Raw genomic sequence first — 14,449 nt, forward strand, 5'->3', positions numbered from 1 at the left:
GACCCGCCCTCGTCCAGTCGACGGGGCCGGCCCACACGCGCATCTACGCCTACGGCGCGGCGCGCGGCGAGAACGCCGTTCCCAATGACGATCTCGTCGGTCCCATCGACTCCAGCGACGAGTGGATCCGTCAGCGCACCGGCATCGTCACGCGCGTGCGGGCGGATGCCGCCACCACCGCGATCGACCTGGCATCCGACGCAGCGGCCGAAGCGGTCGCCACCGCGGGGATCGACCCCGCGCTCATCGACGCCGTGATCGTCGCGACGATCTCCAACCCGAAGCAGACCCCCTCGGTGTCGGCGATCGTGGCCGACCGGATCGGCGCGAACCCCGCGGCGGCGTACGACCTCAACGCCGCCTGCGCCGGCTTCGCCTACGGCGTCGCGCAGGCCGACGCGCTCATCCGCGCGGGCTCGGCGCACTACGCGGTCGTGGTGGGCGCCGAGAAGCTGAGCGACATCGTCGACCCGACCGACCGGTCCATCTCGTTCCTCCTGGGCGATGGCGCCGGTGCGGCCGTCGTCGGACCGAGCGACTTCCCCGGCATCGGACCGACCGTCTGGGGCTCGGACGGCTCGAAGGCCGAGGCCGTGGGCATGAACCACACCCTCGTCGAGTTCCGCGACGGCCAGTCGCCGTGGCCGACGCTGCGCCAGGAGGGTCCGACGGTCTTCCGCTGGGCCGTCTGGGAGATGGTGAAGGTCGCCCGGCAGGCGCTCGAGGTCGCCGGAGTGCAGGCCTCCGATCTGGCGGCCTTCGTGCCGCACCAGGCCAACATGCGCATCATCGACGAGTTCGCCAAGCAGCTGAAGCTGCCCGAGACGGTCGTCATCGGCCGCGACATCGAGACCACCGGCAACACGTCGGCGGCATCCATCCCGCTCGCCACGCACCGCCTGCTCGTCGAGCACCCGGAGCTGTCGGGCGGACTCGCCCTGCAGATCGGTTTCGGCGCCGGGCTCGTGTTCGGCGCCCAGGTCGTCGTCCTGCCCTGACGGCCCGAGATCCGCGGGCGCGGCGGCCGCCGCACCTAGACTGAACGTCGGCCCCGCAGGGCCGGTGAAACCCCGATAAACAAGGAGAATCCCATGGCATTCAGCAACGACGAGGTCCTCGCAGGGCTCGCCGAACTCATCACGGACGAGACCGGCATCTCGGCGGACGAGGTCGCGCTGGAGAAGTCGTTCACCGACGACCTCGACATCGACTCGATCTCGATGATGACGATCGTCGTCAACGCCGAGGAGAAGTTCGGTGTCACCATCCCCGACGAAGAGGTCAAGAACCTCAAGACCGTCGGCGACGCCGTCACCTTCATCACCACCAACCAGGCCTGACCTCAGGCCTCGCCACCTGCACCCCGGTGGGGGCCTGAGCGCCCCCACCGGAGCAACGAGGAGACCATGAGCATTCCCCGAATCGTCGTCACCGGCATCGGCGCCTCCAGCCCCATCGGTGGGACCGCGCCGGAGAGCTGGTCCGCGCTGCTGGGTGGCGCCTCCGGCGCGCGCACGCTCGAGTACGACTGGGTCGAGCAGTACAACCTTCCCGTCACGTTCGCCGCGCAGGCCGCCGTCCGCCCCGACACGGTGCTGGAACGGCCGATCGCCAAGCGTCTCGACCCGTCCTCGCAGTTCGCGCTCGTCGCGGCCATGGAGGCGTGGGCGGATGCCGGAAGCCCGGAGGTCGACCCGGAACGCCTGGGAGTCGACTTCGCGACCGGGATCGGCGGCCTCTGGACCCTGCTCGACGCGTGGGACACGCTGCGCGAGAAGGGCCCGCGTCGCGTGCTGCCGATGACGGTGCCGATGCTCATGCCGAACGCGGCGGCCGGCAACCTGTCGCTGCACTTCGGTGCGCGTGCCTACGCACGCACGGTCGCGAGCGCCTGCGCATCGAGCACCGAGTCGATCGTGAACGCGATCGAGCACCTGCGTGACGGTCTCGCGGATGTCGTGATCGCCGGTGGCACCGAGTCGGTCATCCACCCGGTCACCATCGCGTCGTTCTCGTCGATGCAGGCGCTGTCCAAGCGCAACGACTCCCCCGAGACCGCGTCGCGCCCCGGCAGCATCGATCGCGACGGATTCGTCATGGGCGAGGGCGCGGGCGTCCTGATCCTCGAGACGGAGGAGCACGCCAAGGCGCGCGGAGCGAAGATCTACGCCGCGGTCGTCGGAGGCGGCGTCACGGCCGATTCGTACCACATCACCGCCAACGACCCCGAGGGCACCGGCGCCGCGCGCGCCGTGAACCTCGCGCTCGCGATGGCGGACGCGTCGCCCGACGACGTGACCCACATCAACGCCCACGCCACCTCCACCCCGGTCGGCGATCCGAACGAGTACGTGGCGCTCAAGAGCGTCTTCGGCGACCGGATCGATGAGATCCCCGTGTCGGCGACCAAGGCGTCCACGGGACATCTGCTGGGCGGGACGGGAGCGCTCGAGGCGATCTTCACGATCCTCGCGCTGCGCGACCGTGTCGCACCGCCGACGATCAACCTGACGGAGCAGGACCCCGCGGTCCCCTTCCGTCTGTCGGGCGCGCCGACCCCGCTCGGCGACGGACAGCAGCTCGCGATCAGCAACTCGTTCGGCTTCGGCGGACACAACGCGGTCGCCGCGTTCGCCTCGGTCTGATCCGGCCTCGAGCCGGACGCGAAGACGCCCCCGCATCCTTTCGGATGACGGGGGCGTCTTCGTGTCAGACGAGGATGCGCTGTCTCGGTCTCCGGGAAGCCGTCCGAAGCCGGTACCGGCGCCTCGACTCGTCTGGGCTCAGGGGGTCGGCGCTCAGCCGACCTTGTGGAGCCAGACGACGGGGGCGTCGTCGCTGGCGTGACGGAACGGCTCGAGCTCTTCGTCCCAGGACGAGCCGAGGGCGACCTGGAGCTCGCGCTGCAGGTCGTACGGGTCGCCGGCCGCGATCTCGAGTGCGTAGCGGATGCGGTCCTCGCCGATGACGACGTTGCCCGCGGTGTCGGTCTGGGCGAAGTGGATGCCGAGATCCGGCGTGTGCATCCAGCGACCGCCGTCCGAGCGCGGCGTCGGGTCCTCGCTGACCTCGAAGCGCAGGTGCTCCCAGCCGCGGATCGCGGTGGCGAGAGCGGCGCCGGTGCCGGCGGGGCCTTCCCAGTAGAACTCGGCACGACGGCTACCGGAGAGCACTGGCTGTTCCGCCCACTCGAAATTGACCGCCCGTCCGAGGGTGCGACCGACAGCCCACTCGAGGTGGGGGCACAGCGCTCGTGGCGCGGAGTGGATGTAGATCACTCCGCGCGCCTGTGGGGTCGACGTGGTCGCCATCGCGATTCTCCGTTTCTTCAGGTACGTCTTCCCCTACGACCTGAGTCCGGATGCATGGCGGCTATGTGGTTGTGCGCCCATTATTGCCGATATCGACGTGGAATCACAACCGTGTCATTGGTAGGGCGGGTGGGACTTGAACCCACGATCGTCGGGTTATGAGCCCGCTGCCTTGACCAGCTTGGCCACCGCCCCCTGTCCCGGGAATTCTAGCGGGGTCGCGGGTCGTCCTTGTCGCGCACCGGCGGCTCCGGCCACACCTTGGCGACGGCGTCCGTGAGGCGCTGGGCGCTCGGCGAGACGCCCTCTCCGCTGCCGCGGGTGATCGGGATCTCCTGGCTGTCGCTGACGATCTGCGGATGGTGTCGTGCGAGTTGGAACACGCCCGTGACGGCGAGGGCGCCGGCCGCGACGAAGCCCACGTACGCGCCCCAGGGGGCGCCCTCGGCCTCGCGGAGCACCGCGAGACCGATCACGATCGCGACGATCGGGTCGATGACGGTGAGGCCCGCGATGACCAGGTCCGGGGGCCCGGACGCGTAGGCGGTCTGCACGAAGTAGGCGCCGATCGCCGTGCCGGCCAGCAGTGCCACGATGCAGACGATCGTCAGCCACTCGAAGTCACCCGAGCGGATGCGGCTGAGCACGACCTTGGCGAGCGTCGCCACGAAGCCGTACATGATGCCGGCGGCGACGATGTAGAACAGCGCTCCCATGCGTGCGCGCAGCCAGACCCACAGGGCGGTGAGCACGATCGCGACGCCCGCCAGGATGAGGAGCACCGTGATGAGCTGCCCGTCGCTGATCGGGGTCTCGGTCGCGTAGAGAGCGGCCACGGTGACGAAGACGAAGATGCCGGCGACGCACAGCCCGATCGCGGAGAGCGAGCGACGCGTGGGGCGCAGGCCGCTGATGCGGGCGTTCAGGAGGGTGGTGATCACCAGTGAGACCGCGCCCACGGGCTGGACGAGGATCAGCGGCGCGAACGTCAGCGCCGACAGCTGGCAGACGATCGCGAGGCCCAGCATCACGGTGCCGGCGACCCACGAGGGGCGCCGCAGGAGGTTCCACATCTGTCCGCCCGTGAGGCCGGACGAGCCGTGCGTGGCCGTGAGGCGTTCGACCTTCTGCACGCCGCGGTGCTGATACTGCGCACCGAACGACATGAAGACGGCACCGAGGAGGGCCAGCGGGATGCCGATGAGGATGCCGGGGTCGGCGAAGACGCCGACGAGCTTGTCAGTCACGTCTCCGAGGTCGGTCATGGCGGCATACACCCCTCGACACTAACCGCCGGGTGCGCTCGATAGGCTCAGGACGTGGCTGTTCTTCCGATTCGCATCATGGGCGATCCCGTCCTCCACTCCCCCGCCGATCCCGTCACGGAGGTGACGGAGGAGATCCGAACCCTCGTCGCCGACATGTTCGAGACGATGGATGCCGCCCCCGGCGTCGGGTTGGCGGCCCCGCAGGTCGGGGTGGGCCTGCGCATCTACACCTACAGCTACCAGGACGACGACGGCAATCCCTGGCGCGGAGTGATCATCAACCCTCAGCTGTGGATGCGTCCTCCGGTGCCCGGCGCGCCGGATCCGGACGACGAGTCCGAGGGATGCCTGTCGTTCCCGGGCGAGCGGTTCCCGCTGCGGCGCTCCGACGAGGTGCTCGTGACCGGCGTCGACCTCGACGGCGCTCCCGTGCGCATCGAGGTGGACGGGTGGCGTGCGCGCATCATGCAGCACGAGTTCGATCACCTCGACGGCATCCTCTACATCGACCGTCTCGACGACGGCGACTGGAAGACGGTGCAGAAGATCGCGCGCAAGCGCGGGTGGGGACGTCCCGGCGCGTCCTGGACCCCCGGCGTCGACGACCTCGACGCCTGATCGCCGTTCACCCCTCCCGCGGGAAACGAAAACGGCCCCAGAGTGGAGTCTGGGGCCGTTCGCTCCCCGGCTTGGACTCGAACCAAGAACCTGCCGGTTAACAGCCGGCTGCTCTGCCAATTGAGCTACCGAGGATCAGTCACCCGCGAGCGGGCAACCCGTCCATATTAGCAAAGGTCGGGGCGTGGTCGTGACAACCGACACGCGATCACGACACGAGTCGCACGCCGCCGTCCGGCGTCCACAGCAGGTCGGCCGTGCCGTGGCCGTAGGCCACCGGACGTCCCCCGCGGAGCACGAGCACATCGGCGTCGATCTCGCGCACGGCTTCCGCGTCGTTGGTCACCATCAGGATCGCCATCCCGCCCTCGTCGCGGCGGCGCAGGAGCGCGTCGCGAACCGCCTGCCGCACCTCGAGGTCGAGGTTGGCGTAGGGGTCATCGCCGATGAACACCCGCGGCTGCAGCACGAGGGCCCGCGCGATCGCGACACGCTGGCGCATGCCCGAGCTGAGCTCATACGGATACCGGGCCGCGGCGCCCAGCGGAAGCTCGAACTCGTCGAGCAGACTGGCCACCCGCACCGCGAGCGCCCGCTGGTTGACGCGTCGGTCGCGACTCGTGATGGGCTCGCCGATGACCTCCCCGACCGTGAGCCGCGCCGGCAGGTCGGCGCCGGCGCGCTGCGGCACGTAGCCCGTGTAGTAGGCGCGCACACGGGCCGCGCGCCCCTTCTTGCGGATCGGGGTGCCGTCGACCCAGGCGTCGCCGCCGACGACCGTGAGCGAGCCGTCATCGGTTCCGGCCAGGAGTGCGGCCAGGCTCGACTTCCCGGCGCCCGTGGCGCCCATGACGGCCAGGGCTCGGCCGGCGTCGAGGCGCACGCTGACGCCGTCGACGACGCGCACGCCGCCGCGGGCCACGGACAGGTCGTCACACCGGACCGCGGCGGTGACGGCGTCGAGGGAGGATCGACGAGGCATGGGGTTCATCCTGCCCTCTCCGGCGCCGTCGCGCCAGCGGGGCTCGCGCCGACGCCGCGCGGCGTCAAGACGCGTTGTCCGTCAGAGCCCGTCGGCGTGCGTCGAGCTCGCGCAGCGCGAGCCGCACGGTGCGACCCTGCTCCGACTCGGCGGGCAGACGTTGGATGGCGCCGAGCATCTCGCTCTTCTCACGATCGAGCGCTCGGATCCGCAGCCGGCGGGCGAGCGCGTGCGTGGATGCCGCGGCCTCCGCCTCCGTGAGAGCCGGGAAGTCGGCGGTGAGCAGTTCGACGGCCAGCGACCGGTACGGCTCTCGGACGGCCTCCACGGCCGTGGAGGCCCAACCGATCCGGGTGCGATCGGTGTGCGAGAGGAGCGCCTGGCGCACGGCATCCAGGGCCGGCACGGTCATCGGCAGCGCGAGGGCGGCATCGAGCTCACCCCCGTCGACGAGGTGACCGTACTGCAGCACCCCCATCAGGGCGTCCCGCTCCAGCGCCGCGTCGGCCGATCGCGGCAGCGTGCGCAGGCTCATCCGCAGCGCCGGCTCGCCCGCTGCCGAGGCGTCTGCCGACCGCTCACCGCGCGGCGTCGCGTCGGACGACGTCGCACCGCCGGTCCGTGCGTCGTCGCCGCGTCGCGCCGCCTCGCGGCCCGCCCGCTCGACCTCGCGTCGCACCGCCTCGGTGTCCATCCCGAGGCGGCGCGCGAGCACCCGGGTGTACTCGGGCTGCAGCAAGGGATCGCGCAGCTCCCCCACGACCGGCGCAGCGGCGCGGAGGGCGCCCACGCGTCCCTCCACACTCGACAGATCGAACCCCGCGAGTCGCTGGTCGATGACGAACTCGAACATCGGGACCTTGGTCTCCATGAGCGAGCGGACGGCGGCATCCCCGCGCTCGAGGCGCAGGTCGCACGGGTCGAGCCCCTGCGGGCCCGTCGCGACGTACGTCTGCGCGTTGAACCGCTTCGCGTCGGCGAAGGCTCGCAGTGCGGCCTTCTGGCCCGCCGCATCCGGGTCGAAGGTGAAGACGACCTCCCCGGCGGCCGAGTCGTCTCCCATGACCCGTCGCAGCACGGTGATGTGGTCGGAGCCGAACGCGGTGCCGCACGTGGCGACGGCGGTCGTGACCCCGGCCAGATGGCAGGCCATGACGTCGGTGTAGCCCTCGACGACGACCACGCGGTGCGAGCGCGACACGTCCTTCTTCGCCAGGTCGAGCCCGTACAGCACCTGCGCCTTCTTGTAGATGGTCGTCTCAGGGGTGTTGAGGTACTTCGGCCCCTTGTCGTCCTCGTACAGCCGTCGCGCGCCGAATCCGATCGTCTGTCCCGTCACGTCGCGGATGGGCCACACGACGCGCCCGCGGAAGCGGTCGTACACGCCGCGCTGGCCCTGCGAGACGAGGCCCGCCGCCGACAGCTCCTCGTCGCTGAATCCCTGCCCGCGCATCGCGTCGCGGAGCTTGTCCCAGCCCTGGGGCGCGTACCCGACGCCGAAATGCGCGGCCGCGCCCGCATCGAACCCCCGCTCGCCGAGGAAGCGGCGCCCGGCATCGGCCTCGGGCGAGGAGAGCTGGCCGCGGAACCACTCGGCGGCCGCCGCGTTGGCCTGGTACAGCCGCGTGCGCCCGCTGTTCTCGGGCGCGGCGCCGCCGTCCTCGTAATGCAGGGTGTAGCCGACGCGGGCGGCGAGGCGTTCGACCGCCTCCGTGAAGGACACGTGGTCCATCGCCCGCAGGAACGAGTAGACGTCCCCCGATTCCCCGCACCCGAAGCAGTGGTAGTAGCCGACCTGCGGTCGCACGTGGAAGCTCGGGCTGCGCTCGTCGTGGAACGGGCACAATCCCTTCAGCGACCCCACCCCGGCCGACTTGAGGGCGACCCGCTCACCGATCACGTCGCCGATGTTGATGCGGGCCTTCACCTCGTCGACGTCCGACTGTCGGATGCGCGCCATCAGTGCCCCTCGGCGGGCCAGAGTCCGGCGATCGGCTCCGGAAGGGCGAAGCCGCTGGGGGCGATCGTCCGGTCGTCGCCGGAGCGCAGTCCGAGCTCGCGCAGGTCGACGGGGCCGATGAGGCGCGCGTGCCACTCGATCGCGAACCTGTCCGTGAGGCTGGAGACCTGGTCGACGACGACGCGCTTGCGCGCGGCATCGGTGGATGCCGCGGCGAAATCCTCCGCGTGCAGGCGGTCCAGGTGCTCGGGGCGCTCCCACAGGGCGCTCGCGAGCCGCTTGAGCACGCGCCGCTGCTCCTTGTAGAGGCCGCGGCGGCCGTCGATCGTGACGACGAAGGCGCCGATGATGCCCTTGAGCACCGCCATCTCCGCCTCGATCACGCGCGGGACGATGACGCGCCCCCGGTAGCGCGTGAGCACCGGAACCGAGTAGTGCTCGCGGGTCGCGGTCGTCGCGGCGCGCGCGAAGCGGCCGATCAGGTCGGAGGTGAGGTTCTTCAGCCCGGCCAGCGCGGCGCGCGACCCGTCGAAGCCGGGAAGCCATTCGGGCATGCGGGTGAGCCGGTAGAGCGCGTCGGCGAGCTCGTCACGCGTGAACCCGAAGCCCACCCACGCCTGGATCGCCGTCAGCAGCGCCTCGTGCTCGCGGGCGTCGGCGAGGCGGGCCGGGTCGAGGTAGCCGTTGAGCACGGCGTCCTCGAAGTCGTGCACCGAGTAGGCGATGTCGTCGGAGAGGTCCATGACCTCCGCCTCGATGCAGCGCACCCTCCCCGGCGCGCCGAGGCGCATCCAGCGGAAGACGGCTTCGTCCTCGGGGTAGACGCCGAACTTCTCCCGGCCGCCGGGATCGGGCACGCCGTGCTCCACCGTCCACGGGTACTTGCAGGTGGCGTCGAGGCTGGCGCGGGTCAGATTGAGACCGGCGCTCTGGCCCGCGGCATCCATCACCTTCGGCTCCAGGCGGGAGAGGATGCGCAGCGTCTGCGCGTTGCCCTCGAACCCGCCGATGTCCTCCGCCCAGTCGTTCAGCGCCCGTTCGCCGTTGTGCCCGAACGGAGGGTGCCCGATGTCGTGGCTGAGACACGCCGTGTCGACGACGTCGGGCGACAGCTCGAGGGCGATCGCGAGCTCGCGGCCCACCTGCGCCACCTCGAGCGAGTGCGTGAGACGGTTGCGGGCGAAGTCGGCGGGGCTGGCGGGGCTCAGCACCTGCGTCTTGGAGGCGAGGCGCCGCAGCGCCGCAGAATGCAGCACGCGGGCCCGATCGCGGGCGAAGCCGTCGCGCTGCGAACGGTGCTGTTCCGGGACGAAGCGTTCCGCGTCGTGATCGTCGTAGCCGGACGGGCGGCCGGAGGCGATGCCGACGCCGCTGCCGTCACCCGCCACTGGTGTCGACCTCCGCCTCGGCCAGCTCGCGCGCGGCGTCACCGCTCATCTCGCGGCTGTGCAGCCACCCGTCGGGCAGGGCGGGCCGCTTGGGCGTGCCGGCGCGCCCGCGCTGGCCCTCCGCCGCCGCCCCCGGGTACGGGGCATCGAGATCGAGGGTGGCGATCAGGTCGTCGATCTCGGCGAGGGTCGACACCGTCGCCAGCTGGGCGCGGGTCTCGCCGCCGACGGGATAGCCCTTGAAGTACCAGGCGACGTGCTTGCGGATGTCGCGGCATCCGCGGCCCTCGTCCTCGAAGAACTCGACCAGCAGCTCCGCGTGACGGCGGAACGCGGCTGCGACGAACCCGAGCGTCGCGTCGACGGGCGCGCCGGCGGCGGCCCCCGGGCCCCCGAGGCCGCGGGCGAGGTCGCCGAACAGCCACGGGCGGCCGAGGCAGCCGCGGCCGACCACGACGCCGTCGCATCCCGTCTCGGCCATCATGCGCGCCGCGTCGTCCGCCGACCAGATGTCGCCGTTGCCGAGCACCGGGATGGACGTGACGGCCTGCTTGAGGGCGGTGATGGCCGACCAGTCGGCGTGGCCGGAGTAGAACTCCGCGGCGGTGCGGGCGTGCAGCGCGACGGCGGCGACACCGGCATCCTCGGCGATGCGTCCCGCATCGAGGAAGGTGAGGTGGTCTGCATCGATGCCCTTGCGCATCTTCACCGTCAGAGGCACATGGCCGGCGGCGCGCGCGGCGCGCGTGACGATCTCGCGGAAGAGCCCGAGTTTCCAGGGCAGCGCCGCTCCCCCGCCCTTGCGGGTCACCTTGGGAACCGGGCAGCCGAAGTTGAGGTCGATGTGGTCGGCGCGGTCCTCCTCGACGAGCAGGCGCACCGCTGCTTCCGTGGTGGCGGGATCGACGCCGTACAGCTGGATCGAGCGCGGCTTCTCCGACTCGTGGTGGGTGATCAGGCGCATGGTCGTCGCGTTGCGCTCGACGAGCGCGCGCGTCGTGATCATCTCGGAGACGTAGAGGCCGGCGCCATACTCACGGCACAGTCGACGGAATGCCGTGTTGGTGATCCCCGCCATCGGCGCGAGGACGACCGGCGCGTCGAGCGCGATGGGCCCGATGCGCAACGCGGGGCCGGTGGAGACGGAGAGGGACATCCTGTCCATTCTCCCAGACTCCCGCGGTCACGAAGGCGGCGTACGGCCCTATCGTGGAGAACATGGCCGAGACACAGACGGTGGACATCCGCGACATCCCCTACACCGACGCGTCGGGCGTCGAGCACACGCTCTCCGAGTGGGGCGACAAGGCCGTGCTCGTCGTGAACGTCGCCTCCAAGTGCGGGCTCACGCCGCAGTACGAGCAGCTCGAGGAGCTCCAGCGCACCTACGGCGCGCGGGGCCTGCAGGTCGTCGGGTTCCCGTGCAACCAGTTCATGGGGCAGGAGCCCGGCTCGATGGAGGAGATCCTCGAGTACTGCGCGGTCACGTGGGGCGTGAGCTTCCCGATCATGGACAAGGTCCGTGTCAACGGCTCGCACGCGGCACCGCTGTACAAGGCCCTGAAGAAGGCGAAGAACGCCGAGGGCGCGAAGGGTCCGGTCATGTGGAACTTCGAGAAGTTCCTGCTGACCCCCTCGGGTCAGGTGCACCGGTTCCGTCCTCAGACGAAGCCGGACGCGCCCGAGATCATCGCCGCCATCGAGGCGAGCCTGCCCGCCTGATCGTCGCAGGCGGGCGTTTCGACGCGCTGCGCTCGCTCAACGACCGGGGGTGCCGCCGCCCTCCACCGGTCGTTGAGCGAGTCGCGCAGCGGCGAGTCGCAACGCAGCCGAGTCGAGACGCAGCCGCCTCAGGCGTCCTGCTTCTCCGTCCAGACCTGCCGTGCGATCTGCGCGAACGCGTCGGCCGGCTGTGCGCCGCTGACGCCGTACTTGCCGTCGATCACGAAGAACGGCACGCCCTGGATGCCGTAGGCCTGCGCCTGCGCCTGATCGGCGCGGACATCGGCGAGATGACGGCTCGACTCCAGCGCATCGCGCACCTCGTCGGCATCCAGCCCGATCTCGGACGCGAGCGCGACCAGGTCGTCGACCCGACCGACGTGCTTGCCCTCGGTGAAGTAGGCCGACATCAGACGCTCCGCCATCTCGTTCTGGCGGCCCTGCGCCTTCGCGAAGTGCAGCAGTTCGTGCGCCTTCACGGTGTTCGTGTGCTGCAGCAGGTCGAAACGGTACTCGAGGCCCGACCCCGCGGCGACCCCCGTCACCTGGTCGAGCATCTCGCGGACCCGCTCGCGCGGCATCCCCTTGTGCCCGGCGAGGAAGTCCAGCTCGTCGCCTTCGAAGTCCACCGGTGTGTCGGGTGAGAGCTCGAAGGAGTGGAAGGTCACCTCGACCTGGGGAGCGTCGGGATCGTCGGCGATCTGAGCCAGCCCGGTCTCGAGGTTGCGCTTGCCGATGTAGCACCACGGGCAGGCGATATCGCTCCACACGTCGATCGTGATCTTCTCCGTCATGCCTGGTGCAACTCCGTTCGCATCGCGGTCTATTCCGCAGAGTCGGCGGTCGGGGCGTCGACGGCGCCGCCGAAGCGGCGGCTGCGGCCGAGGTAGAGCTCGATGGCGCCCCAGAGATCGGTGCGCGAGAAGTCCGGCCACAGGGTGTCGAGGAACACCATCTCGGCGTAGGCGGACTCCCAGAGCAGGAAGTTCGAGGTGCGCTGTTCACCGCTGGAGCGCAGGAACAGGTCGACGTCGGGCATGTCGGGCACGTACAGGTGCCTACGGAGGGTCTTCTCCGTGATGGCCGACGGCTTCAGGCGTCCCGCGGCGATCTGCTCCCCCATCGCCCGCATCGCGTCGACGATCTCGTGGCGGCCGCCGTAGTTGATGCACATCGTGAGCGTGAGGGTGTCGTTGCCCGCGGTCAGCTGCTCGGCGTACTGCAGCTCCTTGATGACCGAACCCCACAGGCGCGGCTTGCGTCCGGCCCAGCGGATGCGCACGCCCCACTCGTTGAGCTGGTCGCGGCGGCGGTGCAGCACGTCGCGGTTGTAGCCCATGAGGAAGCGCACCTCCTCGGGCGAGCGGGCCCAGTTCTCGGTCGAGAAGGCGTAGACGCTGAGGTGCTTCACCCCGGCCTGGATCGCGCCGGCGACCACGTCGAGCAGCACCTCCTCGCCCGCGCGGTGCCCCTCGATGCGCGTGAGCCCGCGCCGGTTCGCCCAGCGGCCGTTGCCGTCCATGACGATGGCGACATGGTTCGGCACACCGCCCTTCGGAAAGCGCGGCGGGTGGATGCCGGTCCAGTCGAGGGGACGGTACGGGACCGCATCGCGGTGCGTGTAGGGTTTGGGGCTCACCGGGGGGACTCCACGTGGGACAGGGATCGGATGCCGCGCTCGAGATGCCACTGCGCGTAGGCCGCGACGAGACCGGAGGCCGACGCCGTGGCGGCGTGCGTCGCGGCATCCACGATGTCCCATTCTCCCGCGATCAGTGCGCGCAGCAGCACGCCCGTCTCGGGGCGCAGCCGTGCGGAGCCGGCCGGGGCACAGTCGCCGCACACCACGCCGCCGAGCTGGGCGACGAACCAGTCGTGCGGACCCACGGCGCCGCAGCGTGCGCAGTCGGTGAGCGCCGGCGCCCACCCCGACAGGGACATCGCGCGCAGGAGATACGAATCGAGCACCGAGCGCGCGGCACGCCCGCCCTGCGAGAGCGTGCGGAGCCCGCCCACGAGCAGGAGGTACTGCTGCGGCGTCGCCTCCGCCTCGTTGAGACGGTCGGCCGTCTCGACCATGGCGTGGGCGGCGGTGTAACTGTCGTAGTCGGCGACGATCGCGGCGCCGTAGGAGCCGAGCGACTCGGCCTGCTGCACGATGTCGAGCGAGCGCCCCTGGTACAGCTGCACGTCGGCGACCATGAACGGCTCGAGGCGGGCGCCGAACTTCGACGACGTGCGCCGCACACCCTTCGCGACCGCGCGCACCTTGCCGTGGCGACGGCTGAGCATCGTCACGATCCGGTCCGCTTCCCCGAGCTTGTGGGTCCGCAGGACCACGACCTCGTCGCGGTAGGTGGGCACCCCTCGATTATCCCCGTCGGCGCGGACATCGGGCGGTATTGGAGACAATGGACGGGTGACGGAGCAGCTGTTCGTGATCCCCCTCTGGGCCGACCTCCTCGCCGTGGGTCTCGGCGGCGTGCAGGGGGCGCTGTTCTCGTCGGGATTCGTCGGGCAGCGCCGGCTCGACCTGCTGGGCGTCGTCATCGTGGGCACCGTCATGGGCATGGGCGGCGGCATCATCCGCGACCTGCTGCTGAACGTCGAGCCCGCGACGCTGCAGAGCAACTGGTACCTCATCACGGCGGTCGGTGCGGCTCTGGTCGGCATGCTGCTGGCCAACATCTTCGAGCGCCTCAACGGCGTGATCGTCGCGTTGGATGCCGTGGTCATCGGGCTCTTCGGCGCGTTCGGCACCTCGAAGGCGCTGGCGCTGGGACTGCCCGTGGTGCCCGCCGTGTTCGTGGGTGTCTGCGCCGCGGTGGGCGGCGGCATCCTGCGCGACGTCATCATGGGGCTGCCGGTGGCGATCATGCACGTCGGCTCGCTCTACGCGGTCGCCGCGGCGGTCGGCTGCGCCATCCTCGCGTTCGCGCACGCCCTGGGCGCGCCCCTGGTCGCGGCGGCCGTCGCGTGCGTGATCGTGACGACCGTCATCCGGCTGCTCGCCGTGATCTTCGACATCTCGCTGCCCGAGCAGCGCGCCCTGTACCGCCGCAAGGTCGCGGTGGAGACCAGCGCGATCCCGATCATCCGGCCCTGAGGCGTTTCGACTCGCTGCGCTCGCTCAACGACCGGGGTGGTGGGCGTCGCTCAACGACCGGGGGTGGGCGTCGCTCAACGACCGGGGTGGTGGG

15 protein-coding genes and 2 tRNA genes are annotated in these 14,449 nt (G+C 70.7%); 6 read left to right on the forward strand and 11 right to left on the reverse strand.

The window, feature by feature from the left end; genetic code table 11:
• From AC1Q49_RS14955 to AC1Q49_RS14965, 3 genes are all read left to right on the forward strand, one after another.
• The coding region (locus AC1Q49_RS14955) for a beta-ketoacyl-ACP synthase III (protein ID WP_492493122.1) at window positions 1–998 on the forward strand (998 nt) is incomplete at its 5' end.
• A 93-nt stretch (window positions 999–1,091) separates the two neighbouring features.
• Window positions 1,092–1,340, forward strand: a complete 249-nt coding sequence (locus AC1Q49_RS14960; RefSeq protein ID WP_005049448.1) for an acyl carrier protein — start codon at window positions 1,092–1,094, stop codon at window positions 1,338–1,340.
• Window positions 1,341–1,406: 66 nt separating this feature from the next.
• Window positions 1,407–2,645, forward strand: a complete 1,239-nt coding sequence (locus AC1Q49_RS14965) for a beta-ketoacyl-[acyl-carrier-protein] synthase family protein (protein ID WP_060958927.1) — start codon at window positions 1,407–1,409, stop codon at window positions 2,643–2,645.
• A 153-nt stretch (window positions 2,646–2,798) separates the two neighbouring features.
• Here AC1Q49_RS14965 and AC1Q49_RS14970 read toward each other — a convergent pair whose 3' ends face one another.
• The 3 genes from AC1Q49_RS14970 to AC1Q49_RS14980 form a co-directional block, all read right to left on the reverse strand.
• Entirely contained in the window at window positions 2,799–3,311 is a 513-nt protein-coding gene (locus AC1Q49_RS14970; RefSeq protein WP_060958928.1) for a DUF3145 domain-containing protein, read from the reverse strand.
• A 118-nt stretch (window positions 3,312–3,429) separates the two neighbouring features.
• Window positions 3,430–3,506, reverse strand: a tRNA-Ile gene (locus AC1Q49_RS14975).
• A gap of 14 nt (window positions 3,507–3,520) precedes the next feature.
• Window positions 3,521–4,588, reverse strand: coding sequence for a DMT family transporter (locus AC1Q49_RS14980; RefSeq protein ID WP_082734091.1), 1,068 nt, complete (start codon window positions 4,586–4,588; stop codon window positions 3,521–3,523).
• A gap of 42 nt (window positions 4,589–4,630) precedes the next feature.
• Between AC1Q49_RS14980 and def the strand changes: the two genes are divergently transcribed.
• Window positions 4,631–5,197: a peptide deformylase gene (def, locus tag AC1Q49_RS14985; RefSeq protein WP_082734092.1), complete on the forward strand. Its 567-nt coding sequence runs from the start codon at window positions 4,631–4,633 to the stop codon at window positions 5,195–5,197.
• Between the two features lie 62 nt (window positions 5,198–5,259).
• On the opposite strand, the gene AC1Q49_RS14990 is transcribed toward def, so the two are convergent.
• The 5 genes from AC1Q49_RS14990 to dusB form a co-directional block, all read right to left on the reverse strand.
• Window positions 5,260–5,332: transfer RNA gene (locus AC1Q49_RS14990), tRNA-Asn, on the reverse strand.
• Window positions 5,333–5,405: 73 nt separating this feature from the next.
• Entirely contained in the window at window positions 5,406–6,179 is a 774-nt protein-coding gene (locus tag AC1Q49_RS14995; RefSeq protein WP_061781771.1) for an ATP-binding cassette domain-containing protein, read from the reverse strand.
• A 64-nt stretch (window positions 6,180–6,243) separates the two neighbouring features.
• Complete coding sequence (dnaG, locus tag AC1Q49_RS15000; protein ID WP_492493126.1) at window positions 6,244–8,139, reverse strand: DNA primase; 1,896 nt, start codon at window positions 8,137–8,139, stop codon at window positions 6,244–6,246.
• The gene (locus AC1Q49_RS15005; RefSeq protein ID WP_060958932.1) at window positions 8,139–9,527 is read right to left on the reverse strand and encodes a deoxyguanosinetriphosphate triphosphohydrolase; all 1,389 of its coding nucleotides are present in this window, start codon (window positions 9,525–9,527) and stop codon (window positions 8,139–8,141) included. The genes dnaG and AC1Q49_RS15005 overlap by 1 nt, the downstream gene beginning before the upstream one ends.
• Window positions 9,517–10,683: a tRNA dihydrouridine synthase DusB gene (gene dusB, locus AC1Q49_RS15010; protein ID WP_492493129.1), complete on the reverse strand. Its 1,167-nt coding sequence runs from the start codon at window positions 10,681–10,683 to the stop codon at window positions 9,517–9,519. Before dusB ends, AC1Q49_RS15005 begins: the two co-directional genes overlap by 11 nt.
• Window positions 10,684–10,745: 62 nt before the next feature.
• Between dusB and AC1Q49_RS15015 the strand changes: the two genes are divergently transcribed.
• Window positions 10,746–11,249, forward strand: coding sequence for a glutathione peroxidase (locus AC1Q49_RS15015; RefSeq protein WP_191008565.1), 504 nt, complete (start codon window positions 10,746–10,748; stop codon window positions 11,247–11,249).
• Between the two features lie 128 nt (window positions 11,250–11,377).
• On the opposite strand, the gene AC1Q49_RS15020 is transcribed toward AC1Q49_RS15015, so the two are convergent.
• The 3 genes from AC1Q49_RS15020 to recO are packed head-to-tail and all read right to left on the reverse strand — an operon-like array spanning window position 11,378 to window position 13,613.
• Entirely contained in the window at window positions 11,378–12,043 is a 666-nt protein-coding gene (locus AC1Q49_RS15020) for a DsbA family oxidoreductase (RefSeq protein ID WP_101306311.1), read from the reverse strand.
• 29 nt (window positions 12,044–12,072) lie between these two features.
• A complete protein-coding gene (locus tag AC1Q49_RS15025; RefSeq protein ID WP_061683185.1) occupies window positions 12,073–12,888 on the reverse strand; it encodes an isoprenyl transferase in 816 nt (271 codons plus the stop codon).
• Entirely contained in the window at window positions 12,885–13,613 is a 729-nt protein-coding gene (recO, locus tag AC1Q49_RS15030; RefSeq protein WP_060958936.1) for a DNA repair protein RecO, read from the reverse strand. Before recO ends, AC1Q49_RS15025 begins: the two co-directional genes overlap by 4 nt.
• 55 nt (window positions 13,614–13,668) lie before the next feature.
• On the opposite strand from recO, the gene AC1Q49_RS15035 reads away from it, so the two are divergent.
• Window positions 13,669–14,355, forward strand: a complete 687-nt coding sequence (locus AC1Q49_RS15035; protein ID WP_060958937.1) for a trimeric intracellular cation channel family protein — start codon at window positions 13,669–13,671, stop codon at window positions 14,353–14,355.
• The last annotated feature ends 94 nt before the right edge of the window (window positions 14,356–14,449 follow it).

This window comes from Microbacterium sp. MPR-TSA4 (assembly GCF_058792815.1).

Bases quoted from the DNA above. Each gene is read 5' to 3' on its own strand.
- AC1Q49_RS15020 (WP_101306311.1), bottom strand. From the start codon at position 12,043: ATGACGGAGAAGATCACGATCGACGTGTGGAGCGATATCGCCTGCCCG.
- AC1Q49_RS14970 (WP_060958928.1), bottom strand. From the start codon at position 3,311: ATGGCGACCACGTCGACCCCACAGGCGCGCGGAGTGATCTACATCCAC.
- dusB (WP_492493129.1), bottom strand. From the start codon at position 10,683: ATGTCCCTCTCCGTCTCCACCGGCCCCGCGTTGCGCATCGGGCCCATC.
- AC1Q49_RS15015 (WP_191008565.1), top strand. From the start codon at position 10,746: ATGGCCGAGACACAGACGGTGGACATCCGCGACATCCCCTACACCGAC.
- AC1Q49_RS14965 (WP_060958927.1), top strand. From the start codon at position 1,407: ATGAGCATTCCCCGAATCGTCGTCACCGGCATCGGCGCCTCCAGCCCC.
- AC1Q49_RS14960 (WP_005049448.1), top strand. From the start codon at position 1,092: ATGGCATTCAGCAACGACGAGGTCCTCGCAGGGCTCGCCGAACTCATC.
- dnaG (WP_492493126.1), bottom strand. From the start codon at position 8,139: ATGGCGCGCATCCGACAGTCGGACGTCGACGAGGTGAAGGCCCGCATC.
- AC1Q49_RS14995 (WP_061781771.1), bottom strand. From the start codon at position 6,179: ATGCCTCGTCGATCCTCCCTCGACGCCGTCACCGCCGCGGTCCGGTGT.